Genomic DNA, 25,880 nt, shown 5'->3' on the forward strand with positions numbered 1-25,880 from the left:
CCCCGCCCCCCGGGCGGGCGGTCTTCGTCCGCCCCCCCCGCGCGCCCCCCCCGCCCCCCCCCCCGGGCGCCCCCCCCCCCCCCCCCGCCCCGCGGGCCGCCCCCCCGGCTCCGGTTCCGGCTCTGGGGTCGCGTTGCGGCCTTGCGCAACAGCGTCCGCACTGGCAACGGGCGTGGAGGGACAGCGGCTCGTCCGGTCCGGTCAGGTGGCCGGAGGCGCGCCCTGCTTCGGCGCCGCCATGTGTGGCGGATTTCTTCGTTCGGGCAGACAGCTGCCGCAGTCATGCGTCGGCATGACTGCGGCGGTGGGGAGTTCTGCGAGCTGCGTCGACTGGGCGCTCACGGCCGGGAGACCGCTGTCAATCGCTGCGCTGCGCCCAGCCGTGAATCATCCGGATTGACGTCACCCTGAGAGGGCGTGGTCACACTCCCCAGTCGTCGTTGACGGTGACCGCGTCGGCGATGCGGAACCGGCCGCCGGGGACCGGCGGTTTCGCGGACTCACCCATTTCGACGACGTGCTTGCCGAACTGAGGGGCCAACGGGCGGCCGACGTCCCGCTTGAGCCACAGACGCAGCAGGTGCCGACGACGTTCCGGCTCCGGGTGGTCGACGTAGCTGGTGCGCGAGTGCAGCGCGGCGTAGTTGAGCAGCCACTGCACGTCCCCCGGCTGGAAGTCCATGTCGATCGGCAGGCCGGGCTCCTGCGAGATCTCCTCGAAGAGGGTGATGGCCGCAACCTGGTCGGGCGTCAGTTGCGGGACGCCGGGATACTCCTGGGCACTGAAGATCATCGAGCTGCCGGCGTAGGTGCTGAAGACGCCGTCGACGTAGCTGATGATCGGCGAGGTGTACGTCAGTTCCGGGGAGTCGGGGTCCTGGCGCCGCCAGTCCCAGTGGTAGGTGTCGAAGAGCCGGGGGGCGAGGTCCGGCCTGAGGCGCAGCATCTCGTTGTAGATCGTGGTGCCGCTGACCAGGCTGGAGGCTCCGCCTTCCTTGGCACCGCGCAGGCACATGAGCGCGACGACGTCGGAGCTGTCGGAGTGGAACGGCAGCCGGTCCCGTACACGAGAGGGCAGCGCCCCCTCGTCGGACAACGTCTTGTTCGACGTGGCGATCACGTGGTCGAGCAGGTCCCCCCGCTGGTTCTGCCCGATCGGCTGGCCGAGGTGCAGGCCCATGATGAAGAAGATGGCAGCGGCCATGGCGTCGCCGTACTCTTCGGTGCGCAGGCCGCGCACCAGGACGAAGCCGCGTCCGGCGTCCATCTGGGCGGCGCACTCGTCGTTGAGCGCGCGACAGGCGTCGAACGGGTAGTCGGCGGCGGTGACGGTGCGCAGGTCGGGGTCCTCGGCGGCGAAGCGCCGTCCCAGTGCCTCAAGCTCGGCGAGCTCGGCGTCGCTGAGCGTGTAGATCCATTCGGTGGACCTCGACAGTGCGTCGCCGCGCCAGGCGGACGGTCCGGAGATCGGCTGAAGGCCGACAGAGATGGTCATGGTGATGCGCTCCTCGAAAAACGCGGTGAAACGCCCGTGGGCGAAGACGGACGGACGACGAAGGTTTCGGTGCGGCGGGCGTTCGTCGCTCGGCGACGAACGGCACCCGGAACACTCAGAACGGGGTCTGAGGCTCGCCGGCGGCCGTACCGGGGCGCAGTCCTTCCCTGGGTGGGAAGTAGCTGAGCGGCTCGTCATAGGTCCGGCGGCCAGCGCACGACACGAGCAGAACGCCGATCAGGGCGACTGTCTTCATGCTGGTCCCGTCCTTTCGAGAAGTGCCTCCACCATAGGGGAGGGCCGATTTGTAGTCAACGGGCGTGATGACGTCTCGCAATGCGAAAGTGAAAACCCCACCGGCGTCGGCGGGACCCTCGGGTTGATCGCCGCCGTCGGCTCGTAGGGCGGCACGCTGTCGGCCCCGACGAGATACGGGTCGTGGCCGAGGAAGGTCGCATGCAGCGTGCTGGCGAGGTGGTTCAGCGAGCGATGCTCGACGGCTACACCCTTCGGCGCGCCCGTCGAGCCGGACGTGTAGATGAAGCCGCCGTTCGGCCACCCCGGACAGCGGCAGATCGCCGAGGCGACGCCCCGGGGCCGCGGCGGCGGCGCCGAGCAGCGTCAGATACTGGGCGGCCAGCAGGCCCATGCGGGGCCGGTCGAACAGATCGGGGCAGTGGTTCAGGACCCCCCGGTACGAACCATCGTCTGACCGCTTGATGTCCAAGGACAGGTCGAACTGCGAGACGGCCCCCCGACCGTGTACCGCTCCACCTCCGCCCCGGGCAGGCCCGGTCGCGCCGCCGACGTGCTCAGGAGGTGGATGGTGGCCTGGACGAGGGGGTTGTGGCTGAGGTCGCGCTCGGGTGCGGATGTGCCTCGACCAGGGGCTCGACGCAGGTCCTGATGGGCAAAGGCGCCGAGTGCGGCCGGTTTGCGGGCTGTGGAGGGACACCGGTGCCTTCGTTGGGTCAGTTCCCGGGGACCATGAGGTCACTGGCGTTGCTGGCGGCATTCATGAAGTCCGAAGGGGGGCGGCCCCGCCCGTCGGTCTGTACAGGATCAGCCCTTGTGGGTCTTGATCTCCTCGGTCAGGGCCGGGACGACGTCGAAGAGGTCGCCGACGACGCCGTAGTCGACGAGGTCGAAGATCGGGGCCTCGGCGTCCTTGTTGATCGCGACGATGGTCTTCGAGGTCTGCATACCGGCGCGGTGCTGGATCGCGCCCGAGATGCCGTTGGCGATGTACAGCTGCGGCGAGACGGACTTGCCGGTCTGGCCGACCTGGTTGGTGTGCGGGTACCAGCCGGCGTCCACCGCGGCCCGCGAGGCGCCGACGGCCGCGCCGAGGGAGTCGGCGAGGGTCTCGATGATCGCGAAGTTCTCGGCGCCGTTGACGCCGCGGCCGCCGGAGACCACGATCGCGGCCTCGGTCAGCTCTGGGCGGCCGGTCGACTCGCGCGGGGTGCGGCCGGTGACCTTGGTGCCGGTGGCCTGCGCGGAGAAGGAGACGCTCAGGGCCTCGACCGCACCGGCGGCCGGGGCGGCCTCGACGGCCGCGCTGTTGGGCTTGACGGTGATGACCGGGGTGCCCTTGGAGACACGGGACTTGGTGGTGAAGGACGCGGCGAACACCGACTGCGTGGCCACCGGGCCCTCGTCGCCGGCCTCCAGGTCGACGGCGTCGGTGATGATGCCGGAGCCCAGACGCAGCGCCAGACGGGCGGCGATCTCCTTGCCCTCGGCGGAGGACGGGACGAGAACGGCGGCCGGGGAGACGGCCTCGACGGCGGCCTGGAGGGCGTCGACCTTGGGTACGACGAGGTAGTCGGCGTACTCGGAGGCGTCGTGAGTGAGGACCTTGACGGCGCCGTGCTCGGCGAGCGCGGCGGCGGTGTCGGCGGCGCCGTTGCCGAGCGCGACGGTGACGGGCTCGCCGATCCGGCGGGCCAGGGTCAGCAGCTCCAGGGTGGGCTTGCGGACGGCACCGTCCACGTGGTCGACGTAGACGAGAACTTCAGCCATGGGAATGCTCTCCTGCGGATTGCGAAGTCTGAGGGGCGGAAGGGGGGTTGAGCCTCGGCGGGCCAGAACCCTTAGATGAACTTCTGGCTCGCGAGGAACTCGGCGAGCAGCTTGCCGCCCTCGCCCTCGTCCTTGACGATCGTGCCGGCCGTGCGGGCCGGACGCTCCGTGGCGGAGTCGACCGTGGTCCAGGCACCCTCGAGGCCGACCTGCTCGGCCTCCAGGTCCAGGTCGGACAGGTCCCAGGGCTCCACCGGCTTCTTCTTCGCCGCCATGATGCCCTTGAAGGAGGGGTAACGCGCCTCGCCCGACTGGTCGGTGACCGAGACCACTGCCGGGAGGGAGGCCTCCAGCTGCTCCGAGGCGGCGTCGTCGTCGCGGCGGCCCTTGACGGTGCCGTCCTCGAGGGAGACCTCGGAGAGCAGCGTGATCTGCGGGACGCCCAGGCGCTCGGCCAGCAGGGCCGGGACGACGCCCATGGTGCCGTCGGTGGAGGCCATGCCGGAGATCACCAGGTCGTAGCCGGCCTTCTCGATCGCCTTGGCCAGCACCAGGGAGGTGCCGATGGCGTCGGTGCCGTGCAGGTCGTCGTCCTCGACATGGATGGCCTTGTCGGCGCCCATGGACAGCGCCTTGCGCAGCGCGTCCTTGGCGTCCTCGGGGCCCACCGTCAGGACGGTGACCTCCACGTCGTCGGCGTTCTCGGAGATCTGCAGCGCCTGCTCGACCGCGTACTCGTCGAGCTCGGAGAGCAGACCGTCCACGTCGTCCCGGTCGACGGTCAGGTCATCGGCGAAATGCCGGTCGCCGGTGGCGTCGGGCACGTACTTCATGCAGACGACAATTTTCAGAGCCATCACTTCTCCTTGTGGCGTGCTTGCGTCGTCAGTGGCCGCGGTCGATCCATTCCTGAAGGTGCGGGGCCTCGGCACCGATGGTGGTGGGCTCGCCGTGACCGGTGAGGACCTTCGTCTCGGGCGGCAGGGCCAGCAGCCGCTCGCGGATCGAGTCGATGATCGTCGGGAAGTGGGAGAAGGACCGGCCGGTGGCGCCCGGGCCGCCCTGGAAGAGGGTGTCACCGGTGAAGACGGTGCCGAGACCGGGGTCGTAGAGGCAGACCGCGCCCGGCGCGTGGCCGGGGGTGTGCAGCACCTGGAGGTCGGCTCCCGCGGCCTCGATGACCTGGCCGTCGCGCAGATGGGCGTCGGGGTCCCGGTCCGGATGGGTCTGCTTCCACAGCGGCAGGTCGTCGGGGTGCAGCCAGATGGTGGCGCCGGTGCGCTCGGCGAGGGCGGGGGCGGCGTCGATGTGGTCGTTGTGGGCGTGGGTGCAGACGATCGCGGTCAGCCTGCGGTCGCCCACGGCCTCGAGGATGGCGTCGGCGTCGTGGGCCGCGTCGATGACGACGACCTCGTGGTCGTCGCCGATGATCCAGACGTTGTTGTCGACGTCCCAGGTGCCGCCGTCGAGACTGAACTGCCCTGAGGTGACGAGGCGTTCGATGCGGGCGGCCATCAGAGCACCACCACCGAGCGCAGGACGTCGCCGTGGTGCATGCGCTCGAACGCCTTCTCCACCTCGTCGAGTTGGATGGTCTCGGTCACGAACGCCTCCAGGTCCAGGCGGCCTTGCAGATGCAGGTCGATCAGCATGGGGAAGTCCCGGGAGGGCAGGCAGTCGCCGTACCAGGACGACTTGAGCGAGCCACCGCGCCCGAAGACGTCGAGGAGCGGCAGCTCCAGCTTCATCTCGGGGGTGGGCACGCCGACGAGGACGACGGTGCCGGCGAGGTCGCGGGCGTAGAAGGCCTGCTGGTACGTCTCCGGGCGGCCGACCGCCTCGATGACGACGTCGGCGCCGAAGCCGCCGGTCAGTTCACGGATAGCCTCGACCGGGTCGGCGTCCTTCGAGTTGACGGTGTGGGTCGCGCCCATGGTGCGGGCCTTCTCCAGCTTCCGGTCGTCGATGTCCACGGCGATGATCCGCGCCGCGCCCGCGAGGCGGGCCCCGGCGATCGCCGCGTCACCGACACCACCGCAGCCGATGACGGCGACGGTGTCGCCCCGGCCGACGTTGCCCGTGTTGATCGCGGCGCCGATCCCGGCCATCACCCCGCAGCCCAGCAGACCCGCGACCGCGGCGGAGACCGACGGGTCGACCTTGGTGCACTGCCCGGCGGCGACCAGGGTCTTCTCGGCGAACGCGCCGATGCCCAGAGCGGGCGAGAGCTCGGTGCCGTCGGTGAGCCTCATCTTCTGCTTCGCGTTGTGCGTGTTGAAGCAGTACCAGGGGCGACCGCGCAGACAGGCCCGGCAGTTACCGCACACGGCACGCCAGTTGAGGATCACGAAGTCGCCGGGCGCGACATCGGTCACCCCCTCGCCCACCGACTCCACGACACCGGCCGCCTCATGGCCGAGCAGGAAGGGGAAGTCGTCGTTGATCCCGCCCTGCTTGTAGTGCAGATCGGTGTGACAGACCCCGCATGCCTGCACCTGTACGACAGCCTCCCCGGGTCCCGGATCCGGCACCACGATCGTCTCCACCCGCACCGGCTCGTCCTTGCCGGGTGCGATCACACCGCGAACTTCCTGCGCCATGTGTGCTCTTCTCTCTCCGATTCCGAGGGCTTGCGGTGATCAGACGGCCGGTGCCGTCGCGTGGTCGTGGAAGCCGCGCCCCGACTTCCTGCCGAGCAGACCCGCCTCCACCATGCGCAGCAGCAGGGGCGGCGCGGCATGCTGGGGGTCCTTGAACTCCGTGTACATCGCGTCGGCGATCGCGGTGAGGGTGTCCAGGCCGATCAGGTCGGCGAGGCCGAGCGGCCCGATGGGGTGGGCGCAGCCGAGGACCATGCCCGTGTCGATGTCCTCGGCGGAGGCAAAGCCCGACTCGAGCATCCGGATCGCGGAGAGCAGGTAGGGCACCAGCAGGGCGTTCACCACGAAGCCGGCCCGGTCCTGAGAGCGAATCACCCGCTTGCCCAGCACCCGCGTCGCGAACTCCTCGGCCCGGGCCTGCGTCCGCGTGCTCGTCAGCAAGGAGGGCACGAGCTCCACCAGGTCCAGGACCGGCACCGGGTTGAAGAAGTGCACTCCGATCACCTGGTGCGGCCGCGCGGTGGCGGTGGCCAGCTTCATGATGGGGAGCGAGGAGGTGTTCGACGCCAGCAGCGCGTCCTCCCGTACGACGACGCGGTCCAGGGTGGTGAAGAGTTCGAGCTTGACCGCCTCGTCCTCCGTGGCCGCCTCCACGACCGCGTCCCGGTCGGCGAGGTCCGCGAGATCGGTGGTGGCCCGCAGCCGGCCGAGCGCGGCGTCGCGTTCCTCACCGGTGAGCTTGCCGCGGCGGACCCCGCGGTCCAAAGAGGCGGTGATCCGGGACAGGCCCGCCTTCGCCGCCTCCTCGGTCACCTCGTGGATCACCACGTCCAGCGCCGCCCGGGCGCAGACTTCGGCGATGCCCGCGCCCATCAGACCGCAGCCGACGACGCCGACCCGGCGGATGTCCGGTGCCGACGGCCGGGTGTCGGTCACCGGAAGGCCGCCTGGCCGGTCAGGGCCTGGCCGATCATGAGGGTATGCATCTCCACGGTGCCCTCGTAGGTGAGGATCGACTCGAGGTTGTTGGCGTGCCGGATGACCGGGTACTCCAGGGAGATGCCGTTCGCGCCCAGGATCGTGCGGGCGGTGCGGCAGATCTCCAGGGCGGCGCGGGTGTTGTTGAGCTTGCCGAAGCTGACCTGCTCAGGCCGCAGGCCACGGTCGTCCTTGGTGCGGCCGAGGTGGAAGGCGAGCAGGGTTCCCTTGGCCAGCTCCAGCGCCATGTCGGTCAGCTTGGCCTGGGTGAGCTGGAACGAGCTGATCGGACGGTCGAACTGGACTCGCTCGTTCGCGTACGCCAGTGCGGTCCGGAAGGCCGAGCGCGCGGCGCCCATCGCGCCCCAGGCGATGCCGTAGCGGGCCTCGTTGAGGCAGGACAGCGGGCCGCGAAGTCCCCGTACGCCAGGGAGGACCGCTGTGGACGGCAACCGTACGGAGTCCAGGACGAGTTCGCTGGTCACCGATGCCCGCAGCGACATCTTGTGCTTGATCGCGGGAGCGGAGAAGCCGGGGGTGTCGGTGGGGACGACGAAGCCGCGGACCCCGTCGTCGGTGCGGGCCCAGACCACCGCCACGTCGGCGACCGACCCGTTGGTGATCCACATCTTGCGCCCGTCGAGGATCCAGTCTCCCCCACTCTCGGCTTCGCTCGAGCGGGAGGTGCCCCCACCGTCGCGGCGGGCCGAGGTGCGCATGCTCCCTGGGTCGGAGCCGGAGTCGGGCTCGGTGAGGCCGAAGCAGCCGATGGCGGTGCCCGCGGCGAGGCGGGGCAGCCACTCCTCCTTCTGCTCCTCCGAGCCGAAGGCGTGGATCGCGAACATGGCCAGCGAGCCCTGCACCGAGACCAGAGAGCGCAGACCGGAGTCGGTCGCCTCGAGTTCCAGGCAGGCCAGCCCGTAGTCGACGGCGCTCATCCCCGCGCATCCGTAGCCCTCCAGGTGCATGCCCAGCAGGCCGAGCTCACCGAGTTCCTTGGTCAGGCCGCGGATGTCCTCGATCGCCCCCTGCTCGAACCACTCGGCGATATGTGGTTCCACGCGCCGGTCGCAGAAGGTACGGACGGTGTCGCGGACGGCGCGCTCGTCAGGGGTCAGCAGGGAGTCGAGCTCCACGAGGTCGAGGGGGTCGGCCGGACGGCCGGACTGCTGTGCGTGCATGAGGTCTCCAGGAGAGGTCGTATGGGGGAGGAGGCCGCCGGTCGGGGGAGGGACCGGCGGCCCGGGCTACGAAGCGGTCGTCAGGCCGGCGCTCACGCGCTCGCTGTCGGGCTGATGATGAAGTTGCTGAAGCCGCCGTTGCGCTCGGCGATGCCGCTGATGGCCTCGTTGACCTGTTCCAGCGGGAACACCTGGTGCTCCAGCGCGCTGAGGTCGATCACACCGGCCTCCACCAGGTCGGCCATGGCCTGGCCCTCGCCGGAGGTGAACCAGGCCGAGCCGATCAGCCGCAGCTGCTGGTCCATCATCCGGTGGATGTCGATGGGGAGGTCACCGGCGACGGCCCCGATGTTCACCGCGATGCCGCCGCGCGCCATGGCGCGCATGCCGGCCAGGAACGTCTCGTGCGGCGCGCCCGGGCCGAGCGCGTCGATGTAGATGTCGACGCCGTAGCCGTCGGTCTCCTTGCGGATCCACTCGTCGAGCGGGCCGTCGTGGAGGGAGTGCAGGCGCAGTCGGCCACCGCCGAGCTGCGCGACCTGGTCGAGCAGGCCCTTGTCGCGGCCGGTGCCGTAGACGTGCGTGAGGCCGAAGGCGGGAGCGAGGAGCGCTGCGCCGATGCCGAGGGTGCCGCTGATGCCGTTGATCAGGACCGACTTGCCCGGGGCGGCGCCGGCTTTGCGCAGGGCGGAGTACATGGTGCCGAGGTAGCCGAAGCGGGCGGCGGCCTCGAAGGACAGGTTGTCGGGCAGTTTCACCAGGGAGTACGCGGGGGCCAGCATGTACTCGGCGAGGCCGCCCTGGTAGCGGTCCAGAAGGTCGATCGCGGTCGGTGAGAAGCCGAAGTAGCCGGCGAAGGCGTAGCTGGCGCAGTTGATCGAGTCGTCGTTGCGGCAGGAGCGGCACGAGCCGCAGGAGCGGCCCGGGTTGACGTAGACACGGTCGCCGGGCTTGAACGCCTGGACGCCCTCGCCGACCGCCTCGACCACTCCCGCGGGGTCCAGGCCGAAGATCGCCGGAAGGGTCGGCAGAGGGCTGTGCGGGAACCACGTGGTCCACATGTTCAGGATGTTGGCGAGGTTCGGGACGATGTTGACGGCGTGAACGGCCACGCGGACGTCGCCGGGACCCGGCTCGGGAACGGGGAGTTCCTCGATCTTCATGGGCTCGCCGACGTGGTGCATCCGCGCGGCTCGCATGGTCGCACTCATGGCTTCTCCTGGGGTGTGGGTGTGGAGATGTCGCCGGTGGCACCGGCCCCCATCTCACGGGCGGGGGTGTGTGGGGGAGCTGGGAGGGGCGTGGGGGTGTCGGCCGACGGGTGTCAGTCGTCGAGCAGGATGGCGAGGCGCTGCCGCTGGAGCTTCCCTGTGGCGCCGCGCGGCAGTGCCGGTACGACGCGCACGCGGCGGGGCCACTTGTGCCGGGCCAGTCGGCCGTCGAGGTGGGCGCGGACGTCGTCCAGGGAGGGCTCCCCGGCATCGGAGACCAGGAAGGCGGTGACGACCTCGCCCCAGATCGGATCCGGCGTCCCGGACACCGCGACCTCGACGACGCCCGGCAGGTCGGCCAGCGCGTTTTCGACCTCGGCGGGGTCCACGTTCTCCCCGCCGGTGATGATGGTGTCCTTGACCCGGCCGACGACCTCCAGGCGGCCCTCGGCGTCGAGGCGTCCGCGGTCTCCGGAGTGGAACCAGCCCTCGGCGTCCGTGACGGGCAGCGGCCCGGCGGCGGTCCAGTACTCGGCCGCCACCGACGGCCCGCGCACCCAGATCTCACCGGGCCTGCCGGCCGGGGTGGGCGATCCGGTCGCGTCCACGACCGCCAGCTCGACGTGTGGAACCGGGGATCCGGTGGAGGCGGCGGGCTCGTCCGGTGCGGAGTACGTCACCCCGGCCGCGGTCTCCGTCAGGCCGTACGAGTTGACCACACCGATCCCGCGGGCCCGGAACTGCTCACGGGTGGCGGCCTGGGCCGGTGATCCGCCGGACAGGATCCACCGCAGGCTGTCCAGATCGCCGCCGGCGAACCGGGGGTGGCGGGCCAGCAGGGCGGACATGGCCGGTACGGCGAAGGCGCAGGTCACCCGGTGGTCGCGGACCAGGTCGATGAACAGGTCCGGGTCGAAGCGCGGTGCCAGGACCACTGTGCCGCGTCGCGCCCACGTGTACTGCGGAAGTCCGCCCAGTACGGCGACATGGGCCAGGGGTGTGGAGACGAGTGCGGTGTCGTCCTCCCCGAAGGGCAGCCCAGCGAGGCCGTTGAGCATGCTCCAGTGCAGGTTGTCGTGGGTCAGTGCGACGCCCTTGGGGCGGCCCGACGTACCGGAGGTGAACGCGATGACGGCGACGTCGGAACCGGCCGGCGGGTCGCAGGCGGGAGCCTCGGGCCCGTCGTCCTCGGGATGCAGTTCCTCCCAGGTCAGCCGCAGGCCCGTGCCCGCCGGGAACTTCTCGTCGGCGACCACGGCCGTGGGGCCGGTCTCCTCGCACACGACCGTGAGCTCCCCGCCGGTCACCTGGGGGTGCAGGGGCACGAGCACCGCCCCCATCCGCGTCACCGCGAACAGCGTGATCAGGGCCTCGGGCCGCGCCGCGCCCTGCATCACCACCCGGTCGCCCCTGCACACCCCGGCCTTGTCGAGACGGGCGACGGTGCGGCGTACGGCGCGGTCGAGTTCGGCGTAGGTCCAGCTCCGGTTCTCGAAGACGAGGGCGGTCCGGGATCCGGTCTCGGCGGCGCCTGTGGCGAGGTGGGCGCCGAAGGTGTTCGTCATGCCCTCACCTCCGCGGCACGTCTGGCACGGGCGAGCGCGCCGAGGGTCGATCCCGCGAGGTCAGCGGCGCGGACAGGGACCGGTCGCTCCAGCAGCCGACGGGCTGCCAGGTGCTCGGCGGGCCAGTTCAGTGTCTCCACGGCGACCAGCCGGTCGTCGCGGAAGGCGTACGCCGCCAGTCGCTCCGGGGCGTCACCCTGGGCCACGAGTACCTCGTCGGTGCTCGCCCGCAGCCCGGCGATCTGCAGTTTGATGTCGCCCTGGTCGCTCCAGAACCACGGCAGGCTCCGGTACGGGGCCGGCGAGCCCGCGATACGGCGGCCCACCAGCGCTCCCTGATCGGTGGCGTTCTGCACGGACTCCAGCCGCACCGGTCCGTCCGCGTGCGGGTGGGGATGGCGGGCGCAGTCACCGACGGCGGAGATCCGCGGGTCGCTCACCGAGCGCAGCTGCTCGTCCACGAGCACACCGTCGTCCACGGCCAGGCCCGCGTCGCGGGCCAGCTCGTCGCGTGGGGTGGCGCCGATGCCGTAGACGACGAGGTCGGCGGCGAGCACGCCACGGTCCGTGACGACCCGCTCGACCCGGCCCGCGCCCTCGATGGCCTCGACGCCCGTCCCGGTGAGGATGCGGACTCCGCTGCTCTCGTGCCGCTCCCGCAGGTGTTCCTGCAGCTGTGGGGAGACGGCCCGGCTCAGCAGCCGGTCGGCCAGCTCGACCACGGTCACGCGTGCCCCGCGGGCGGCGGCGACCTGGGCGAGTTCGAGCCCGATGAACCCTCCGCCGATCACGACCACGTCCCGGGCCGTCGTCAGCGCCCGGCCGATCGCCAGGGCGTCGTCGAGGGAGCGCAGCGCGTGGACGCCGTCCAGTGAAGCCCCGGGGACGGGGAGCCGGCGGTTGCGGGCGCCGGTCGCCAGGACCAGGTGCTCGTACGGGACGCGCGTGCCCGAACCGGTGACGACCGTGCGGGTGGCGGTGTCGATGGCGGTCACGCCGTCGCCGAGACGCAGGTCGATGTCCCGCTCGCGGTAAAAGGACTCGGGGACCAGATCGACGTGTATGCCGTCGGGGTCGGTGTGGGCCTTCTTGGACAGGGGCGGCCGCTGGTAGGGCAGGTGGTGCTCGTCGGCGAGGACGGTGACCGGGCCGTCGTATCCGGCGCTGCGCAGGGTCGAGACGACGCTGAACCCGGCCTGTCCGCCGCCGACGACGACCACGCCCGCGGCGGACGTCATACCTGCTCCTCGGGCACGCGCACGACCAGTCCGTCGAGCGCGTCGGAGAGCTGCACCTGGCAGCTGAGCCGGCTGCTGGGCCGGCGTTCGGCGGCGGTGAAGTCCAGCATCTCGTCCTCCACGTCGTTGGGCGGTCCCACCAGCTCGGTGTGCCGGTCGTCGACGTAGACGTGGCAGGTGGCGCAGGAGGCGTTGCCCCCGCACTCGGCGACGATGCCGTCGACGCCGTGGGAGACGGCCGCCTGCATGAGCACGGTCCCCGGTGCGGCGGTGACCTTGCGTTCGCTGCCGTCGGGCAGCTGGAAGATGACGGTGGGCATGAAGTCCTCCCGGTGGGAGCGGCTCAGGCTGCTTGCCAGGTGACGTGCAGCGAGGTGAGTCCCCGGAACACCCAGCCCTCCAGGTGGTCCTCCGCGCCCTCGACGAGGCGGAGGCCCTTCAGGCGGTTGAACACGAGGGGCCAGGCGAGGGCACTGACCTCGTGGCGGGCGATCCAGGCGCCCATGCAGAAGTGCGGGCCGCCGCCGAAGGCGAGGTGCGGGCGGTGGGGGCGGTCGATGTCGAACTCGTCGGCCCGCTCGAAGACCGACTCGTCCCGGTTCCCCGAGGCGATCACCAGGGCCACACGGCTTCCGGCGGGCAGCGTCACACCGGCGATCTCGTAGTCCTGGGTGAGCTGGCGCGGGTACATGCCGATCGGCGAGATCCAGCGGGCGCTCTCCTCGAAGACCCGCTTCCACAGTGCCGGGTCAGCCAGGACCCGGTCCCTTACGTCGGGGCGGCGCAGCAGTGCCCAGGCGCCCACGCCGAACACGTCGCGCGGCTCGTTGACGCCTCCGCCGATGATGACCTTGACGTTGTTCTGGATCTCGGTGAGCTCCACGGGCTCGGCCGCGTGGACCATGGAGGAGATCACAGAGCCGTCGGGCTCGTGCCGGACCGCCTCGGCGGTCTCGGCGACCGCTTCCTCGATGGCCCTGGTGGCCTGCTCGGCCCGGAGCCAGATGTCGGGGTCGTCGACGTAGTTGCTGTTGCCGGCCATCATCGCCCGCGACCAGTCGGCGATGTCGTCGGCCGTGGCGCTGCGCAGACCGAGGACGAGGGCCAGGTTGGCCGCGGCGAGCGGTTCGGCGAAGTCGGCTATGAGGTCGGCCTCGCCGCGGCCGGCGATCCGGTCGAGCAGCTCGTGCGCGGTCTTCTCGAACGCGCCGGCCCACAGGTCACGCACCTGGCGGGGCCGGGTGGGCGGCTCTGCCGCCGCGCGCAGCCGCCGGTGTGCGGGGTCGTCCTCGCGGAGCAGGTTGGGGCCCACGGTGCGCAGCAGCAGCGAGCCCTCCTCGCGGGAGCTGAACACCTCGGGCAGCTTCTCGGCGTGGACGATGTCCTCGTACCGGGTGAGCAGGTGGCGGCCGACCGACGTGGCCCAGGCGAGCGGCGCGCTGCGTCGCAGTGCGGCGTAAGCCGGGTAGGGGTCGTGGCGCAGCTCGGCGAGGTCGAGCTCGACGACGGGCGCGCCGGGTGCCGCCGTCGCCGGGGCGCTCATGGGGTGCCGCCCGCGCCGATCAGGACGAAGAACAGCGTGGCGGGCTCCGTGCCGAGGTTGCGCCAGGCGTGCCGGGTGGCGTTCTGGACGACGATGTCGCCGGGCTTGAGGACCGCGGTCTCGCCGCCGTCGAGGTCGAGGACGATCTCGCCGGACAGGACGACGCCGTAGTCCACGGTGGGCGTGGTGTGCATGCCGGGGCTGTCGGGCTCGAAGAGCTCGGCCAGACCCGGGGTGGCCTCCAGCTGCTCGGCGGCCGCTGCCGCGGGGTCCCAGGCGGGGTCGGCGTAGACGCTGCCCGGGGGGAAGGTCACGGTCAGCGCGATCGTCTCGCCGGGGCCCGGTACGAAGGACTGCAGTGACCCGGTGGGGTCGGCCGAGGGGGCGGCGGGGGCGGCCGTGTTCCATACGAGGGACCGGGCGAAGCCGGGGGTGTGGGTGTACTGACGGGTGCGCGGCGGCTCGCCGTCACTGACGATCACGGGCTTGCCACTGGGGCTGACACCGGTGACGATACGACGGACCATCCTTCTCTCCTTCAGGAACCGACGCAGAAGGCGTCGTACGAGGTGGCTGAACGTTAAAGCAGCTTGAGAATATTTGTTAGAGCCTTGACAGTAAAAGTTCTTACTATTCCGAGGGTGTGCGTCCCCCCGCACCGCATGCGCGGGGGAGGCGGTGGCTCAGTCGTCGGCCGGTGTCTCCTGGTTGACCAGGGTGCGCAGCAGGTGGACCAGCTCGCTGAGCTGGTCGTCGCGCAGGACGGCCGTCCAGGCCCGTTCGCGCCTGGTCTGGGCTTCGATGGCCTTGTGCAGGGTCTCGCGGCCCTCGTCGGTGAGCTCGACCGTCAGCTGCCGGCGGTCGGTCTCGACCCGCTCCCGGGAGACCAGACCGCGGCTCTCCAGGGTCGCCAGGGCGCTGGAGATGCTGGCCCGGGTGGATCCCGAGAACCGGCTGATGTCCTGCTGGGGAAGCGGGCCGTAGACCCACAGGGCGTTGAGGATGCGAAAGCCCGCCCAGGTCAGGCCGAGCGGCCGGTGGACGTGCTTCTCGAAGTCCTTGGTCAGTCGCGCTTCGAGACGGGTCAGGTCGGTGACCATCTCGATCGCGTCGAGGTCGCGGGGATCGGTCGTACCCACCTCGCGATGGTGGTGGCGCAGCAGCTCCGAGAACTTCCGGGTCCGGCCGGCGCCGGCGTCCCCCGTCTCGCGCACGGTGTCGGTCACGATCTCCCGCCCTTCCCCTCGGCTAACCGGCCACGATCGGATTGACCATAGTGCCCACGCCCGTGACCTCGGTCCGCAGGACCTTGCCGTCGGTCAGGTACAGCCGCGGCGTGCGGCGGACGCCGCAGCCGGCCGGGGTGCCGGTGAAGATCATGTCACCGGGTTCGAACGTCACCCGCTTCGACAGCCAGGCGATCAGCTCCGGCACGCTGAAGATGAGGTCAGAGGTGCGGCCCCGCTGCACCTCCAGGTCGTCGACCCAGCCGGCCACCTCGATGTCGTCCGGGTCCTCGAACTCGTCGACGGTCACCAGGCAGGGACCCACGGGGCTGAAGGTGTCGTACGACTTCGGCAGCGTGAACTGGTTGATCGGCTTGCGCCACTGCTCCTTGCGGTCGCTGACGTCCTGCCCCGCGGTCACACCCGCCACGTAGGACCAGGCGTCGGCCTCGGGGATGTTCTTGCCCTCCTTGCCCATGACCACCACGAGCTCGGCCTCGAAGTCCACCTTGTCGTACTGCGGCTCGACCACGATGGCGTCGTAGGGGCCGACCACGGACGAGGCGAACTTGGCGAACACCGACGGCTCGTCCGGGACGGGGAGATTGGACTCCTCGGCGTGCGCGCGGTAGTTCAGGGCGACCCCGATGGCTTTGTAGGGCTTGGACACGCGGCCCAGGTCACGGGGCTCGAACGGCTTCCAGTCCGCCTCCGCGGCCCGCTCGGCGAGCGTGCGCAGCTCGTCGTGGAGCGACAGGTCGGACAGGACCTCCAGGCGCGGTTCGATCGCTCCCTTGCTGGCGTCCGCGATGTCGAGGGCGCGGTCGTCGCGCACGACGACGGGGCGGCCGGCGAGGTTGGCGAGCTTCATGCGGCAACTTCCTTCAGGTCGGCGGGGCGGGGGAGGGGAAGGGCGAGCTCGCCCTCGGTCTGGACGCCGAGCGTGTTGATCACGGTGGCGATGGTCAGGTACTGGCCGACGGTGTAGAGGACGTCGATGACCTGCTCGGTGCTCAGGTGGGCGGTCAGCCGGCCCCACAGCTCGTCGTCGACGCCCTGGTGGTCGATGAGCGAGTCGGTGGCGGTCAGCAGCACCTGATCCAGCTCGTCGAGTCCGTCCCGGCTGCCGGTCGCGGCAGCCAGGATCGTCTCGTCGGCGAGACCCGCGCGGCGGGCGATGCGCACGTGCTGGTCCCACTCGTACGCCGCCTGCGCCCGGGCGGCGATCCGCAGGATCATCAACTCCCGTGACGTCAGCGGCAGGGTGTTCTTGCCCAGTACGTGGTTGCTGAAGACGAGGTAGCGGCGCAGCGCGTCCTCGTGGTGGGCCAGCGTGGCCCAGATCGTGTAGATGCGGCCGTCCTGGTCGCGATAGGGCGCCAGCGACGCCAGCGTCTTCTCCTGCAGATCCGCCTCGTCGACGGGGTGCAGGCGGGGCTTCTCCGGCATCGGAGTCCTCCTCGGCTCGATGACGAGCAACGTATTCGTCAGAGCCTTGACCGTCAAGGGTCTAACAAATACCGTCCTCGTCATGACGATCCAGAGCCTTGGTTACGTAGGGATCGGCACGCCCGATCCGACCGCGTGGGCGGAGTACGCCCGGAACGTGATAGGCCTCGCCGTCGAGGACGGTGAGCCCGAGGGCCCGGTGCGCTACCGGCTGCGAATGGACCAGCATCCGTTCCGCATGTGGCTGACGCAGACACAGACCGGTGGCGTCACGGTCATCGGCTGGGAGGTCCGCGACGCCGCCGCCGTCGACGAGATGACCGTGCGGCTGAAGGAGGCCGGCGTCGATGTGACGGCGGGCACCGAGGAGGAGTGCAGAGAGCGCCAGGTGGCCCGGCTGGTGCACTTCACCGGACCGGTCGGCATCCGCACCGAGTTGTTCTGCGGCCGTCGTCTCGGAGCGAGCCAGTTCGTCTCCCCGCTCGGCGTCGACTTCGTGACCGGTGATCAGGGGCTCGGGCACGTCGTGATGAAGACGCCGCACGTGCAGGAGGCGGTCGACTTCTACCGCGACGTCCTGGGCTTCCGGCTCAGCGACACCGCCGACTTCCCCTGGGGCACCTTCTACTTCCTGGGCTGCAACCCCCGCCACCACAGCGTCGCCTTCGTCCGCTCGCACAAGAACGAGGGCACCCACCACATCCTGTGCGAGGTGAGCACCCCGGAAGAGGTCGGCCGCGCCCTGGACCGCACGCGCGAGCACGACGTCAAGCTCATGGCCACACTCGGCAAGCACTCCAACGACGGGATGTTCTCCTTCTACATGCGCTCACCGGCCGGCTTCGGCATCGAAATCGGCGCGGGCGGCATCCAGGTCGACGAGGAGACCTGGGTCAGCCGCACCTACACGGCCGACATCTGGGGCCACCACCCGGTCTCCTAGCCCGACTTCACCTCCCTGGACCCCTCCGAAGAAAGGCGGGCCGAACCCCCATGCTTCTCGAGAGCTATCTGCAGGACACCTGGGTCACCCCGACGGCGGCCGACACGACGGCCGTTGACGTGCACGACGCCGTCACCGGCGAGACCGTCTGCCGCGTCTCCTCCCAAGGCCTCGACCTCGCGGCCGCGTTCGACCACGCCCGCGCCCACGGCGGACCCGCCCTGCGAGGACTGACCTTCCACCAGCGCGCCGACCTGCTGGACGCGCTCGCCGCAGCCGTCCGCGCCCGCCGTGAGGAGCTGTACGCCCTCTCGGCCCGCGCTGGAGCCACCCTCAACGACGCCCGCTACGACATCGACGGCGGCATCCGCGTCCTGCGCGACTACGCCGCCCGCGCCCGCACCGAACTCCCGGACACACCCCACCTGATCGAAGGCCCCGCCGAACGCCTGGCCAGGGGCGAGGACTTCCTGGGCGTTCATCTCGTCACGCCCTCCCCGGGCCTGATGCTCCAGGTCAACGCCTTCAACTTCCCCGTGTGGGCGCCCCTGGAAAAGCTCGCCCAGGCGGTGCTGGCGGGCATGCCCAGCGTGGTGAAGCCGGCCACCCCGACCGCGTACCTCACCGAGCGCCTGATCCGGATCGTCACCGACGCCGGTGTCCTGCCACCCGGTGCGCTGCAACTCGTCGTCGGCTCGGTGCGCCCGGCCCTCGACCTGCTCGGCGAACAGGACGTCCTCTCCTTCACCGGCTCCGCCGCCACCGCCGCGACGCTGCGCACGCACCCCAACGTGGTCGCCCGCTCCGTGCGCTTCAACGCCGAGGCCGACTCCGTCAACGCCATCGTGCTGGCTCCGGACGTCACACCGGGATCACCGCTGTTCGACGCGTTCGTACGCGAGGTCGTGACCGAGATGACCGTCAAGGCGGGCCAGAAGTGCACCGCCATCCGCCGCGTCCTCGTCCCCAGCGAGCACGAAGCCGCCGCCCTGGACGCCCTCGCCGCCGAGCTCGCCGACGTGACCATCGGCAACCCCGCCACGGAGGGCGTACGGATGGGCGCGGTCGTCAGCCTCGCCCAGCGCGACGACGTACGACGGGCGGTGCGCACCATCGCCGCATCCGGCCGCTTCGTGTACGGCGACCCGGACAAGGTGCGTGTGGTGGACGCCGACCCCGAGCGGGGCGCCTTCCTGGACACACTGCTGATCTCCGCGGACCCGGAGGCGGCCGCACCCCACGAGGTGGAGCCCTTCGGCCCGGCCGCGACCGTGCTGGCGTACACCGACACGGCCCATGCCACGGACCTGATCGCGCGCGGCCGGGGCAGCCTCGCCGCCTCCCTGGTCGGCGACGACCTCGCCTGGACGACCGCCTTCATTCGCGAGGCGGCACCCTGGCACGGGCGGCTCCACCTGCTGGACTCGACGAACATGGCACAGACCACCGGACACGGCTCCCCGCTCCCCGCCCTGCGCCACGGGGGCCCCGGCCGGGCCGGCGGGGGATCGGAGATGGCGGGCACACGCGGTGTCGTGGACCTGATGCAGCGCACGGCACTCCAGGCATCGCCCAGGATTCTGGACCTGCTCCGGACCACGCCCACGGGCCCGTCGGTCGACTCCGCGTGATGGCCGAACGCGGGGCACGGACCGAAGGGTGCAGCAGGCGCGCCGCACCCGAAGAACGGGGAACGGACCTGCCGGCGCCGATGCTGTCGGCGCTCGCCCTGGCCTACGGAGTCTCACCGCTGGCCATCGACATGTATCTGTCGGCGTTCCCCCGCATGGCGCGTGATCTCCACGCCTCGACCACCGGCATCCAACTGACGCTGATCACGTTCATGACCGGCCTGGCCGTAGGACAACTGGTCATCGGGCCGCTGTCGGACCACTGGGGCCGGCGTCGACCCCTGCTGGCCTAGGGGGTGTCTGACAAATGATCACCTGGCGGGTTCGCGGAGCCACAGGGACAGGGCTGCCAGGCGGCCACCGTGAATTCCACGTCGCCGGTGGTTTGTCACCTGGTCCCGGCGCTCGGGGATCGTGGCAGCGATGCCCCGGCGCCGCGGAAGGTGCCGGATCGCCCTGCTGAATATGCGCTATCGCCGAGCACTCGCACTGGCGCCGTGCGGGGCCGGCCGGTGGTGGCGCGCGGGACGCGAATCCCGTCGAGTACCTGGCCGAAGGCGGTGGCGTCGTTGGTGTTGCCGGGCGTGAGCACGATTGACAACGGCAGGCCCCGACCATCAATGGCGAGGTGGCCCTTGGTGGTCAGCCCGCCTCGGGACCGGCCGAGGGGCTGGCGCGCTTGCGAGCTGACCGGATGTTCCAGTTCGTCCCCGTCGCCTGCCCCTTTTCGGGCGCCGGCCGCATGCTGGTGGGCCCGGTTGACCGTGGAATCGACGGCGACACTCCACTCCACCCGGCCCACCGAGTCGTCGCGGACCTGGACGTGTTCCAGCAGCTTCGTCCAGGTCCCACCGCCTCTCAGCGGGCGAATCGCTCGTAGACGGTCTGCCACGGTCCGTACCGCTCAGGCAGATCTCGCCACGGGGCCCCGGTCCGCAGCCGCCACAGCACCCCCGTTGACCACCTGCCGGTGATCACCGCACGGACGACCACGCCCATCAACTGCGGCAACAGGGGCTCTATTCGCTCCCACGCCGCGTACGTCAACTCACCTCGACCTGCCACAAGATCAATGATCAGAGTGCTCGTGCTCGGACTCCCGCGCCGGATCCGTCACGAACCGGCTCAGCCGATAAGTGGTCGGCAGCGCCAGGCGCCCGCACAGCGTGTCGATCCGGATCATCGGCCCGTCGACGCCTGCCTCCCGAAGACGGCACCTCACTCAGCTTGGCCCCCGGCCGCATCCGGAGCGACTCGATGTCACCCTTCAGCCGCTCGTAGACCGCCTCGCTCTTGCCAGTCGCCCGGGCCATGAGACTCCCTGTCCATCCATGCGCACACGCTTCTGTATACAGACTACGACTGGTGCGCTGCTTGTAGGCCTCGCGGTCGAAGGCTGGCGGCCTGCCGCCCCGGCTGCCTCGACGCAGCCGGTGGCCACGCCGATCTGCCGGGACCGGGATCACTGCTCGGATGCCGCGCTTGCGCAGGTGGCTGCGGATCGCGCGGGAGGAATGGGCCTTGTCCGCCAGGACCACGTCCGGTCTGGTGCGAGGGCGTCCGCGCTGCCGGGGAACTCGCAGGCGGGCCATGACGTCGGTGAAGGCGCCGCCCTATCGCTCCCGGACCATCCCGGTCTCCCACGCCCAGGCGGCGATCTCGACCCGGTTACGGGCGTCGATCTTCTGCTGGATGCTGGTCAGGTGCGTCTTGACGGTGGACAGCGACACCACCAGCTGCTTGCAGATCTCCTGGTTGGTGCGGCCCACCGCAACCAGCCGGGCCACGTCCAGTTCCCGTTCGGTCAGCGGGCAGGCGGCTTCCGGCTCGGGCCGCGCGGCGGACAGTTGCTTCAGCAGCCGGACGGTGACGGCCGGGGAGACCAGCGCGTCGCCGCGGGCGGCGGCCCGCACCGCCTCGATCAGCAGGCTGGGCGGGGCGTCCTTGAGCAGGAAGCCGCAGGCCCCGTTGCGCAACGCGGTGTGCACGTAGTCGTCCTGGTCGAACGTGGTGATCACCACGACCCGCATGGGGTTGTGGACTCCGGGTCCGGCCAGCGCCCGGGTGACGTCCAGGCCGTCCAGTTTCGGCATCCGGATGTCGACCAGGCACACGTCCGGCCGCAGCCGGCGGGCGAGTTCCACGCAGGCGGCGCCGTCGGCGGCCTCGCCGACCACCTCGATGCCGGGCTGGGCGCCGAGGATCAGCCGGAAGCCCATGCGGACCAGCTCCTGGTCGTCCGCGATCAGTACGCGGATCGCCGTGTCGTTCACGCCGGTGATCCTTCCACAGCGGCCAGCACAGGGAAGGCGGCGGTGACCCGCCAGCCGCCGTCGTCGGTGGGGACGGCGGTCAGCGTGCCCTCCACCGCTTCGACGCGTTCGCGCAGGCCGACCAGCCCGAAGCCGCCGCGCCCGCCGACCGGAACGGCTTGGCGTGCGGCGGGTGCCGTGTTGTGCACCTCGACCCGCAGCCGGGGCCCGTCCACGTCGACCCGTACGGCCACCGCGGCGCCGGAAGCATGCCGGCGCACGTTGGTCAGGGCTTCCTGCACGACCCGGTGCACGGAGGTCTCCACCTCGGGGGCCAGTCGCACCTCACGGGCAGCCGCGGCCACGTGCAGCTGGACGCCCGTGTCGTCCGCGGAGAACACCGAGACCAGGCGGGCGAGCTCGCTCCACAGCTGCCCCGGCCGGATGCTGTCGTGGTCGTCCTCGCGCAGGACCCGCACCAGGCGGCGCATCGAGTCCAGGGTCTCCGATCCGGACCGGCTGATGTTCTCCAGCAGCGGGCCGACCTGTTCCGGTGCGCTGTGCTGGAGGGCCAGTGCGGCGTTGGCCTGGACGATGATGCCGGTGACGTGGTGGGCGACGAAGTCGTGCAGGTCGTGGGCGAGTTCCAGGCGCTGACGCTGGCGGACGGCGGCGATGTCGCGGGCCCGCCGCTCCTCCAGCAACCGGGTGCGCACACCCCATGCGAGAGCCAGGCCGACGCCGAGCGTCATCACCAGGCACCCGTTGACGAAGTCGTCGGTGCCGTAATACAGGTCGGTCGGCATCAAGCGCAGCGGGATCGCGATGATCGCCACAGCCAGTGCGGCCGCCACGGCCGCCCCCCTCCTCGGGCGCGGCACCGTCCCCACCGCGCGGGAGAGCAGCACCAGCGAAGCGACACTCTCCAGCACCCCGAACGTGTCGTCTAGGTCCGGACTCGCCCAGGTGACGATCACGGTCGTGAGGGCCAGCGAGCCACCCGCGACGAGCGCGGCACGTACCTGCACATTCGGCCGACGAGCGGGCCACAGCAGCGCCAGGCAGGCAAGCGGGCCGGACACCATCGTCAGCAAACTCGTCCAGCGGAATTCAGGCACTCCGTGGACAAACACGTCGAACAGGCCCAGCAAGCCCAGGAGGGTCCAGCCTGCGACGATCAGTGTCCGGCGGGGCAGCGAATTCTCGGAGTTCACGTCCCGCAGGATACGGAAGCGGTGCTTCCTGGCGGCCTCGGCCGAATGGCCGATGTCCGGCCCCCACAACCGGCCGTCCGGCCGAGCCAGGCGGGTGCCGTGCGCGCCGATCGTGGGCGGCATGCATCTGATGATCACCGTTTCCTCCGGGGAGTCCGCCCGATGAGCACCACCTGCGCCGTCCTGACCGGCACCGGCCTGTTCAAGTCCTACGGCATGGCCCGCGCCCTGGCCGGGGTCGACATCGACGTGCCGGCCGGCGAGTCGCTGGCCGTCATGGGCCCGTCCGGCTCCGGCAAATCCACCCTGCTGCACTGCCTGGCCGGCATCGAACGGCCCGACTCCGGTGAGGTTGTGCTGGACGGCAAGCGGATCGACCAGCTCCGCGAACCGGCCCGCAGTGAACTGCGCCGCACCGCCTTCGGCTTCGTCTTCCAGTCCGGTCAGCTGCTGCCGGAACTGCCCGCCGACGAGAACGTGGCCCTGCCGCTGATGCTCGGCGGCACGCCGCGCCGGGCGGCCGTCGAGCAGGCCCGGCAGTGGTTCGGTCCGCTGGGCCTCACAGGCCTGGAGGACCGGCGTCCCGGGCAGCTGTCCGGGGGCCAGGCGCAGCGGGTGGCCATCGCCCGGGCCCTGGTCGGTAAGCCGAAGGTGATCTTCGCCGACGAGCCGACCGGCGCGCTGGACCAGGCCACCGGCATGGACGTGATCCAACTGCTGACGGAGGTCAGCCGCCGCCAGAACACCGCCCTGGTCCTGGTCACCCACGACGCGAACGTGGCCCGCTGGTGTGACCGCACGGTACACGTCCGCGACGGACGGCTGGCCCATGCGCACTCCGCGACGGACACCGGCTCGGAGTCGAAGGCGGGGTACCGGCGATGAAGGCACTGGACCGCACCACCTGGACACTGACCTGGCGGCTCACCCGGGCCGGTGGCCGCACCGGCCTGCTCGCCATCGGGCTCGCGGTCGCGGCGGCGGCCGTGTCCACCACACTGCTCCTGCTGTGCGTCGCGATGAACCTGGGCTTCCAGCACCGCGCGGACCGCACCGACTGGCGCACCCCGGTGACATCCTCCCACCCGGTGGCCGTCCAAGCGGTCGGAACCACGTTCACCGGGGGTGAGCCGGTCACCGTCGTCGACGTCGCCCAGCTGCCCGGACGCGCCGCACCCGCCCCGCCCGGCCTCGACCGCTTCCCCGCCCCCGGCGAGCTGTGGGTCTCCCCCGCGCTCGGCGCCCTGCTCGACCGGCTGCCCGCCGACCGCCACCCGATCCCCGGCACGCCCACCGGCACCCTGGGCCGCGCGGCACTGGCCCACCCCGGCGAACTCGTCGCGGTGATCGGACACCGCTCCACCGACCCGGCGGTCACCACCCCGCGCGAGCCCGACCCGCGCCGCGTCGGGGACATAGCCTCCCCCACCCGCGTCGCCTCCTTCACCGGTGGGCCGCTGGCGGACGGCACCGGCCGCATGTACGAGTCCTTGGCCCGGCTCGCCACCATCCTCGTCATCGTTCCGCTGCTGGTGCTGGGAGCCTCCGCCGCGCGGCTGTCGGTCTCCCGCCGCGACCAGCGCCTCGCCGCGCTGCGCCTGATCGGCGCCACGCCGGGCCGCATCGCCGGAATGACGACCGCCGAGGCGCTGCTCACCGGAACGGCCGGAGCGCTGCTCGGTGCCGTGGGCTACGCGGTGCTGCTGCCGGTGGCGGCGAGCCTGCCGCTCGCGGGCGGCGCCTGGTACCTGGCCGACCTGTGGATCGGCGCACCGCCACTGCTGGCGGTCATGGCCGGAGTGATCGCGCTGGTCGTCATCAGCGCGCTCGCCGGACTGCGCCAGGTGGTCGTCGGCCCGCTGGGCGTGGCACGCCGCTCGACCAGCCGGAAAGCGAGCGCCGTGCGGGCGGTGGTTTTCGTGGCCGTCGTCGCCGTATACGGCTGGATCACCAAGCAGTACGGCAGTGACGACGTCGTGGCGCTCTCCGCGTTCGCCGCACTCTTCCTGGCGCTGGCCGTGATCGGGCCCTGGGTGGTCCGGCTGCTCGGCAGGATCGTCACCGCCCTGGCCAAGCGGCCGGCGACACTGCTGGCCGGGCGCCGGCTCCTGGACGATCCGAAGGCCGCCTGGCGGATCGTCTCCGGGCTCACTCTGGCCGGTTTCGTCGCCGGCTTCTTCGCCCTGCTCAGCATGGACAGCACTCCCCCCTGGGGAGGACGGCCCGACCAGCTCGCCATCGCCGTCCCGGCCCACAAGGTGACCCAGATGCGGACGCAGGCCGAACAGCGCCTGCACGCCGCCGGAGTGAGCGCCGTGATCGGCGTGGACGACGGCTTCGTAGCCACGGGCCCCTACGACGACAGCCGCCAGATCACCGCCACCGTCTCCGGCGGCCCGGCCGAACTGGACCGCGCCCGCACCGCGCTGACCGGCCTGACACCCGACCAGTACCCCCTCACCACCACCGACGTGAACTGGTCCGAGGCACAGTTCACCCAGGACTTCAACACCATCACCCGGGTCGTGCTCGTGGTGACCTTCACCGTCGCCATCACCTCGGCCGGCATCACCGCGGCCGCAGGCGTCCTGGACCGCCGCCGCACCTACGCCCTGCTGCACCTGGCCGGGACCCCACTGCGGGTCCTGGACACCGCCCGCAGCCGGGAGACCCTGATCCCGGTCACGGTGCTGGCAGGCGGCGCTCTCGCGGCAGGACTGCTGTGCGGGGGATCGATGATGCTCGCGGGCGGCGACTCGTCGTTCGACGCACGCGGCTTGATCGTTCTCGCGGCGTGCTGCGCCGCCGGGGTCGGCGGGATCCTGGCGGCCGGCGGGCTGAGCCGTTCTCTCCTGCACGCGGTCACCCGGCAGGCAGGGGTGCGGGGAGAGTGAGCACTGCGGGGGCTGAGCCCGACGGCCCGGTCCCCGCCGCGCGAGCGGAGGCGCCGATGACGTGAGGCCTCGGCAAAGTAGCCGGGGCAGAGCCGGTGAGCTGGCAGGCGGCGTGCGCCCGGCGCTTTGGTCGGCCGCGGCCTACGCGGCCCCGGGAGCCGTTCGCTGCCCACGTCGCCAATCAGTCGTGTCTTGCACTCCCTCGCCCTGCGGTCGCACTTCGACGGCGGAATCAGCGGTGTAACGATCTCTCACAGTCCGTCACCACGTAGGACATCCTGTAAGCCTGGCCCCAAGCGCTGTGACTGAGGGTAGGCAGGGGTAATGCTTGTCCACCCGGCTTTCCACGACTGCTCCGGTCGGGCCCTGGCGGGCGAAGCAGTCGGGAAACCTGATCTTGAATGCGGAGGGTCTGATGCAGTCAGGTGGTTCTTT

Annotated in this window: 28 protein-coding genes and 1 pseudogene; 6 read left to right on the forward strand and 23 right to left on the reverse strand. The window is 71.1% G+C overall.

What is annotated here, in order from left to right:
* Positions 1–421: 421 nt before the first annotated feature.
* The 3 genes from ACFY5B_RS38565 to ACFY5B_RS38575 all read right to left on the reverse strand — a co-directional run bounded on the left by ACFY5B_RS38565 (position 422) and on the right by ACFY5B_RS38575 (position 2,071).
* Entirely contained in the window at positions 422–1,495 is a 1,074-nt protein-coding gene (locus ACFY5B_RS38565) for a TauD/TfdA family dioxygenase (RefSeq protein WP_389979643.1), read from the reverse strand.
* A gap of 115 nt (positions 1,496–1,610) precedes the next feature.
* Positions 1,611–1,751: a hypothetical protein gene (locus ACFY5B_RS38570; RefSeq protein ID WP_181361494.1), complete on the reverse strand. Its 141-nt coding sequence runs from the start codon at positions 1,749–1,751 to the stop codon at positions 1,611–1,613.
* Positions 1,748–2,071 carry an AMP-binding protein gene (locus ACFY5B_RS38575; RefSeq protein WP_389979759.1) on the reverse strand — a complete coding sequence of 108 codons (324 nt, stop codon included), beginning with the start codon at positions 2,069–2,071 and terminating at the stop codon, positions 1,748–1,750. The genes ACFY5B_RS38570 and ACFY5B_RS38575 overlap by 4 nt, the downstream gene beginning before the upstream one ends.
* On the opposite strand from ACFY5B_RS38575, the gene ACFY5B_RS38580 reads away from it, so the two are divergent.
* Positions 2,034–2,207, forward strand: a complete 174-nt coding sequence (locus ACFY5B_RS38580; RefSeq protein ID WP_389979647.1) for a hypothetical protein — start codon at positions 2,034–2,036, stop codon at positions 2,205–2,207. The two genes, ACFY5B_RS38575 and ACFY5B_RS38580, sit on opposite strands and share 38 nt — an antisense overlap.
* Before the next feature lie 350 nt (positions 2,208–2,557).
* Here ACFY5B_RS38580 and ACFY5B_RS38585 read toward each other — a convergent pair whose 3' ends face one another.
* The 15 genes from ACFY5B_RS38585 to ACFY5B_RS38655 all read right to left on the reverse strand — a co-directional run bounded on the left by ACFY5B_RS38585 (position 2,558) and on the right by ACFY5B_RS38655 (position 16,511).
* The gene (locus ACFY5B_RS38585; protein ID WP_389979650.1) at positions 2,558–3,520 is read right to left on the reverse strand and encodes an electron transfer flavoprotein subunit alpha/FixB family protein; all 963 of its coding nucleotides are present in this window, start codon (positions 3,518–3,520) and stop codon (positions 2,558–2,560) included.
* 71 nt (positions 3,521–3,591) lie between these two features.
* Positions 3,592–4,377 (reverse strand): electron transfer flavoprotein subunit beta/FixA family protein, encoded by a 786-nt coding sequence (locus ACFY5B_RS38590; RefSeq protein ID WP_389979653.1) that lies wholly within the window; start codon positions 4,375–4,377, stop codon positions 3,592–3,594.
* Positions 4,378–4,405: 28 nt separating this feature from the next.
* A complete protein-coding gene (locus ACFY5B_RS38595) occupies positions 4,406–5,035 on the reverse strand; it encodes an MBL fold metallo-hydrolase (RefSeq protein ID WP_389979656.1) in 630 nt (209 codons plus the stop codon).
* Positions 5,035–6,120: an S-(hydroxymethyl)mycothiol dehydrogenase gene (locus ACFY5B_RS38600; protein ID WP_389979659.1), complete on the reverse strand. Its 1,086-nt coding sequence runs from the start codon at positions 6,118–6,120 to the stop codon at positions 5,035–5,037. Before ACFY5B_RS38600 ends, ACFY5B_RS38595 begins: the two co-directional genes overlap by 1 nt.
* A gap of 39 nt (positions 6,121–6,159) precedes the next feature.
* On the reverse strand, positions 6,160–7,056 hold the full coding sequence (locus ACFY5B_RS38605; protein ID WP_389979662.1) for a 3-hydroxybutyryl-CoA dehydrogenase: 897 nt from the start codon (positions 7,054–7,056) through the stop codon (positions 6,160–6,162).
* Positions 7,053–8,279, reverse strand: coding sequence for an acyl-CoA dehydrogenase family protein (locus tag ACFY5B_RS38610; RefSeq protein WP_389979665.1), 1,227 nt, complete (start codon positions 8,277–8,279; stop codon positions 7,053–7,055). Before ACFY5B_RS38610 ends, ACFY5B_RS38605 begins: the two co-directional genes overlap by 4 nt.
* 92 nt (positions 8,280–8,371) lie before the next feature.
* Positions 8,372–9,490 carry an alcohol dehydrogenase catalytic domain-containing protein gene (locus ACFY5B_RS38615; protein ID WP_389979668.1) on the reverse strand — a complete coding sequence of 373 codons (1,119 nt, stop codon included), beginning with the start codon at positions 9,488–9,490 and terminating at the stop codon, positions 8,372–8,374.
* 113 nt (positions 9,491–9,603) lie between these two features.
* The gene (locus ACFY5B_RS38620; protein WP_389979671.1) at positions 9,604–11,055 is read right to left on the reverse strand and encodes a class I adenylate-forming enzyme family protein; all 1,452 of its coding nucleotides are present in this window, start codon (positions 11,053–11,055) and stop codon (positions 9,604–9,606) included.
* Positions 11,052–12,293, reverse strand: coding sequence for an NAD(P)/FAD-dependent oxidoreductase (locus tag ACFY5B_RS38625; protein WP_389979674.1), 1,242 nt, complete (start codon positions 12,291–12,293; stop codon positions 11,052–11,054). The genes ACFY5B_RS38620 and ACFY5B_RS38625 overlap by 4 nt, the downstream gene beginning before the upstream one ends.
* Positions 12,290–12,613 (reverse strand): 2Fe-2S iron-sulfur cluster-binding protein, encoded by a 324-nt coding sequence (locus ACFY5B_RS38630; RefSeq protein ID WP_389979677.1) that lies wholly within the window; start codon positions 12,611–12,613, stop codon positions 12,290–12,292. The genes ACFY5B_RS38625 and ACFY5B_RS38630 overlap by 4 nt, the downstream gene beginning before the upstream one ends.
* Positions 12,614–12,636: 23 nt before the next feature.
* The gene (locus ACFY5B_RS38635) at positions 12,637–13,836 is read right to left on the reverse strand and encodes a cytochrome P450 (protein ID WP_389979680.1); all 1,200 of its coding nucleotides are present in this window, start codon (positions 13,834–13,836) and stop codon (positions 12,637–12,639) included.
* Positions 13,833–14,363 (reverse strand): cupin domain-containing protein, encoded by a 531-nt coding sequence (locus ACFY5B_RS38640; protein WP_389979683.1) that lies wholly within the window; start codon positions 14,361–14,363, stop codon positions 13,833–13,835. The genes ACFY5B_RS38635 and ACFY5B_RS38640 overlap by 4 nt, the downstream gene beginning before the upstream one ends.
* A 156-nt stretch (positions 14,364–14,519) precedes the next feature.
* Entirely contained in the window at positions 14,520–15,062 is a 543-nt protein-coding gene (locus ACFY5B_RS38645) for a MarR family winged helix-turn-helix transcriptional regulator (protein ID WP_389979686.1), read from the reverse strand.
* A gap of 22 nt (positions 15,063–15,084) precedes the next feature.
* The gene (locus ACFY5B_RS38650; protein WP_389979689.1) at positions 15,085–15,933 is read right to left on the reverse strand and encodes a fumarylacetoacetate hydrolase family protein; all 849 of its coding nucleotides are present in this window, start codon (positions 15,931–15,933) and stop codon (positions 15,085–15,087) included.
* Complete coding sequence (locus ACFY5B_RS38655) at positions 15,930–16,511, reverse strand: carboxymuconolactone decarboxylase family protein (RefSeq protein WP_389979692.1); 582 nt, start codon at positions 16,509–16,511, stop codon at positions 15,930–15,932. The genes ACFY5B_RS38650 and ACFY5B_RS38655 overlap by 4 nt, the downstream gene beginning before the upstream one ends.
* 82 nt (positions 16,512–16,593) lie before the next feature.
* On the opposite strand from ACFY5B_RS38655, the gene ACFY5B_RS38660 reads away from it, so the two are divergent.
* Genes ACFY5B_RS38660 through ACFY5B_RS38670 form a run of 3 tightly spaced genes read left to right on the forward strand, consistent with a single transcriptional unit; the run spans position 16,594 to position 19,378 of the window.
* Positions 16,594–17,454 carry a VOC family protein gene (locus ACFY5B_RS38660; protein ID WP_389979695.1) on the forward strand — a complete coding sequence of 287 codons (861 nt, stop codon included), beginning with the start codon at positions 16,594–16,596 and terminating at the stop codon, positions 17,452–17,454.
* Positions 17,455–17,504: 50 nt separating this feature from the next.
* Positions 17,505–19,085, forward strand: coding sequence for a phenylacetic acid degradation bifunctional protein PaaZ (paaZ, locus tag ACFY5B_RS38665; RefSeq protein WP_389979698.1), 1,581 nt, complete (start codon positions 17,505–17,507; stop codon positions 19,083–19,085).
* Positions 19,085–19,378: an MFS transporter gene (locus tag ACFY5B_RS38670; RefSeq protein ID WP_389979700.1), complete on the forward strand. Its 294-nt coding sequence runs from the start codon at positions 19,085–19,087 to the stop codon at positions 19,376–19,378. The genes paaZ and ACFY5B_RS38670 overlap by 1 nt, the downstream gene beginning before the upstream one ends.
* A 95-nt stretch (positions 19,379–19,473) precedes the next feature.
* On the opposite strand, the gene ACFY5B_RS38675 is transcribed toward ACFY5B_RS38670, so the two are convergent.
* The 5 genes and pseudogenes from ACFY5B_RS38675 to ACFY5B_RS38695 all read right to left on the reverse strand — a co-directional run bounded on the left by ACFY5B_RS38675 (position 19,474) and on the right by ACFY5B_RS38695 (position 22,674).
* Complete coding sequence (locus tag ACFY5B_RS38675; RefSeq protein ID WP_389979703.1) at positions 19,474–19,977, reverse strand: transposase; 504 nt, start codon at positions 19,975–19,977, stop codon at positions 19,474–19,476.
* On the reverse strand, positions 19,944–20,084 hold the full coding sequence (locus tag ACFY5B_RS38680; protein WP_389979763.1) for a transposase: 141 nt from the start codon (positions 20,082–20,084) through the stop codon (positions 19,944–19,946). Before ACFY5B_RS38680 ends, ACFY5B_RS38675 begins: the two co-directional genes overlap by 34 nt.
* A 368-nt stretch (positions 20,085–20,452) precedes the next feature.
* A pseudogene (locus ACFY5B_RS38685) lies at positions 20,453–20,689 on the reverse strand (IS5/IS1182 family transposase); the annotation flags it as partial.
* A 9-nt stretch (positions 20,690–20,698) separates the two neighbouring features.
* Positions 20,699–21,358 (reverse strand): response regulator, encoded by a 660-nt coding sequence (locus ACFY5B_RS38690; RefSeq protein ID WP_389979706.1) that lies wholly within the window; start codon positions 21,356–21,358, stop codon positions 20,699–20,701.
* Positions 21,355–22,674: a sensor histidine kinase gene (locus ACFY5B_RS38695; protein ID WP_389979709.1), complete on the reverse strand. Its 1,320-nt coding sequence runs from the start codon at positions 22,672–22,674 to the stop codon at positions 21,355–21,357. Before ACFY5B_RS38695 ends, ACFY5B_RS38690 begins: the two co-directional genes overlap by 4 nt.
* A gap of 39 nt (positions 22,675–22,713) precedes the next feature.
* Between ACFY5B_RS38695 and ACFY5B_RS38700 the strand changes: the two genes are divergently transcribed.
* Together ACFY5B_RS38700 and ACFY5B_RS38705 are read left to right on the forward strand one after the other, a co-directional pair.
* Positions 22,714–23,436, forward strand: coding sequence for an ABC transporter ATP-binding protein (locus tag ACFY5B_RS38700; RefSeq protein WP_389979712.1), 723 nt, complete (start codon positions 22,714–22,716; stop codon positions 23,434–23,436).
* Positions 23,433–25,445 (forward strand): FtsX-like permease family protein, encoded by a 2,013-nt coding sequence (locus ACFY5B_RS38705; protein WP_389979715.1) that lies wholly within the window; start codon positions 23,433–23,435, stop codon positions 25,443–25,445. The genes ACFY5B_RS38700 and ACFY5B_RS38705 overlap by 4 nt, the downstream gene beginning before the upstream one ends.
* Positions 25,446–25,880 lie beyond the last annotated feature (435 nt).

The sequence above is a fragment of the Streptomyces sp. NPDC013187 genome, from assembly GCF_042899705.1.
Classification (GTDB): Bacteria; Actinomycetota; Actinomycetes; order Streptomycetales; family Streptomycetaceae; genus Streptomyces; species Streptomyces hawaiiensis_A.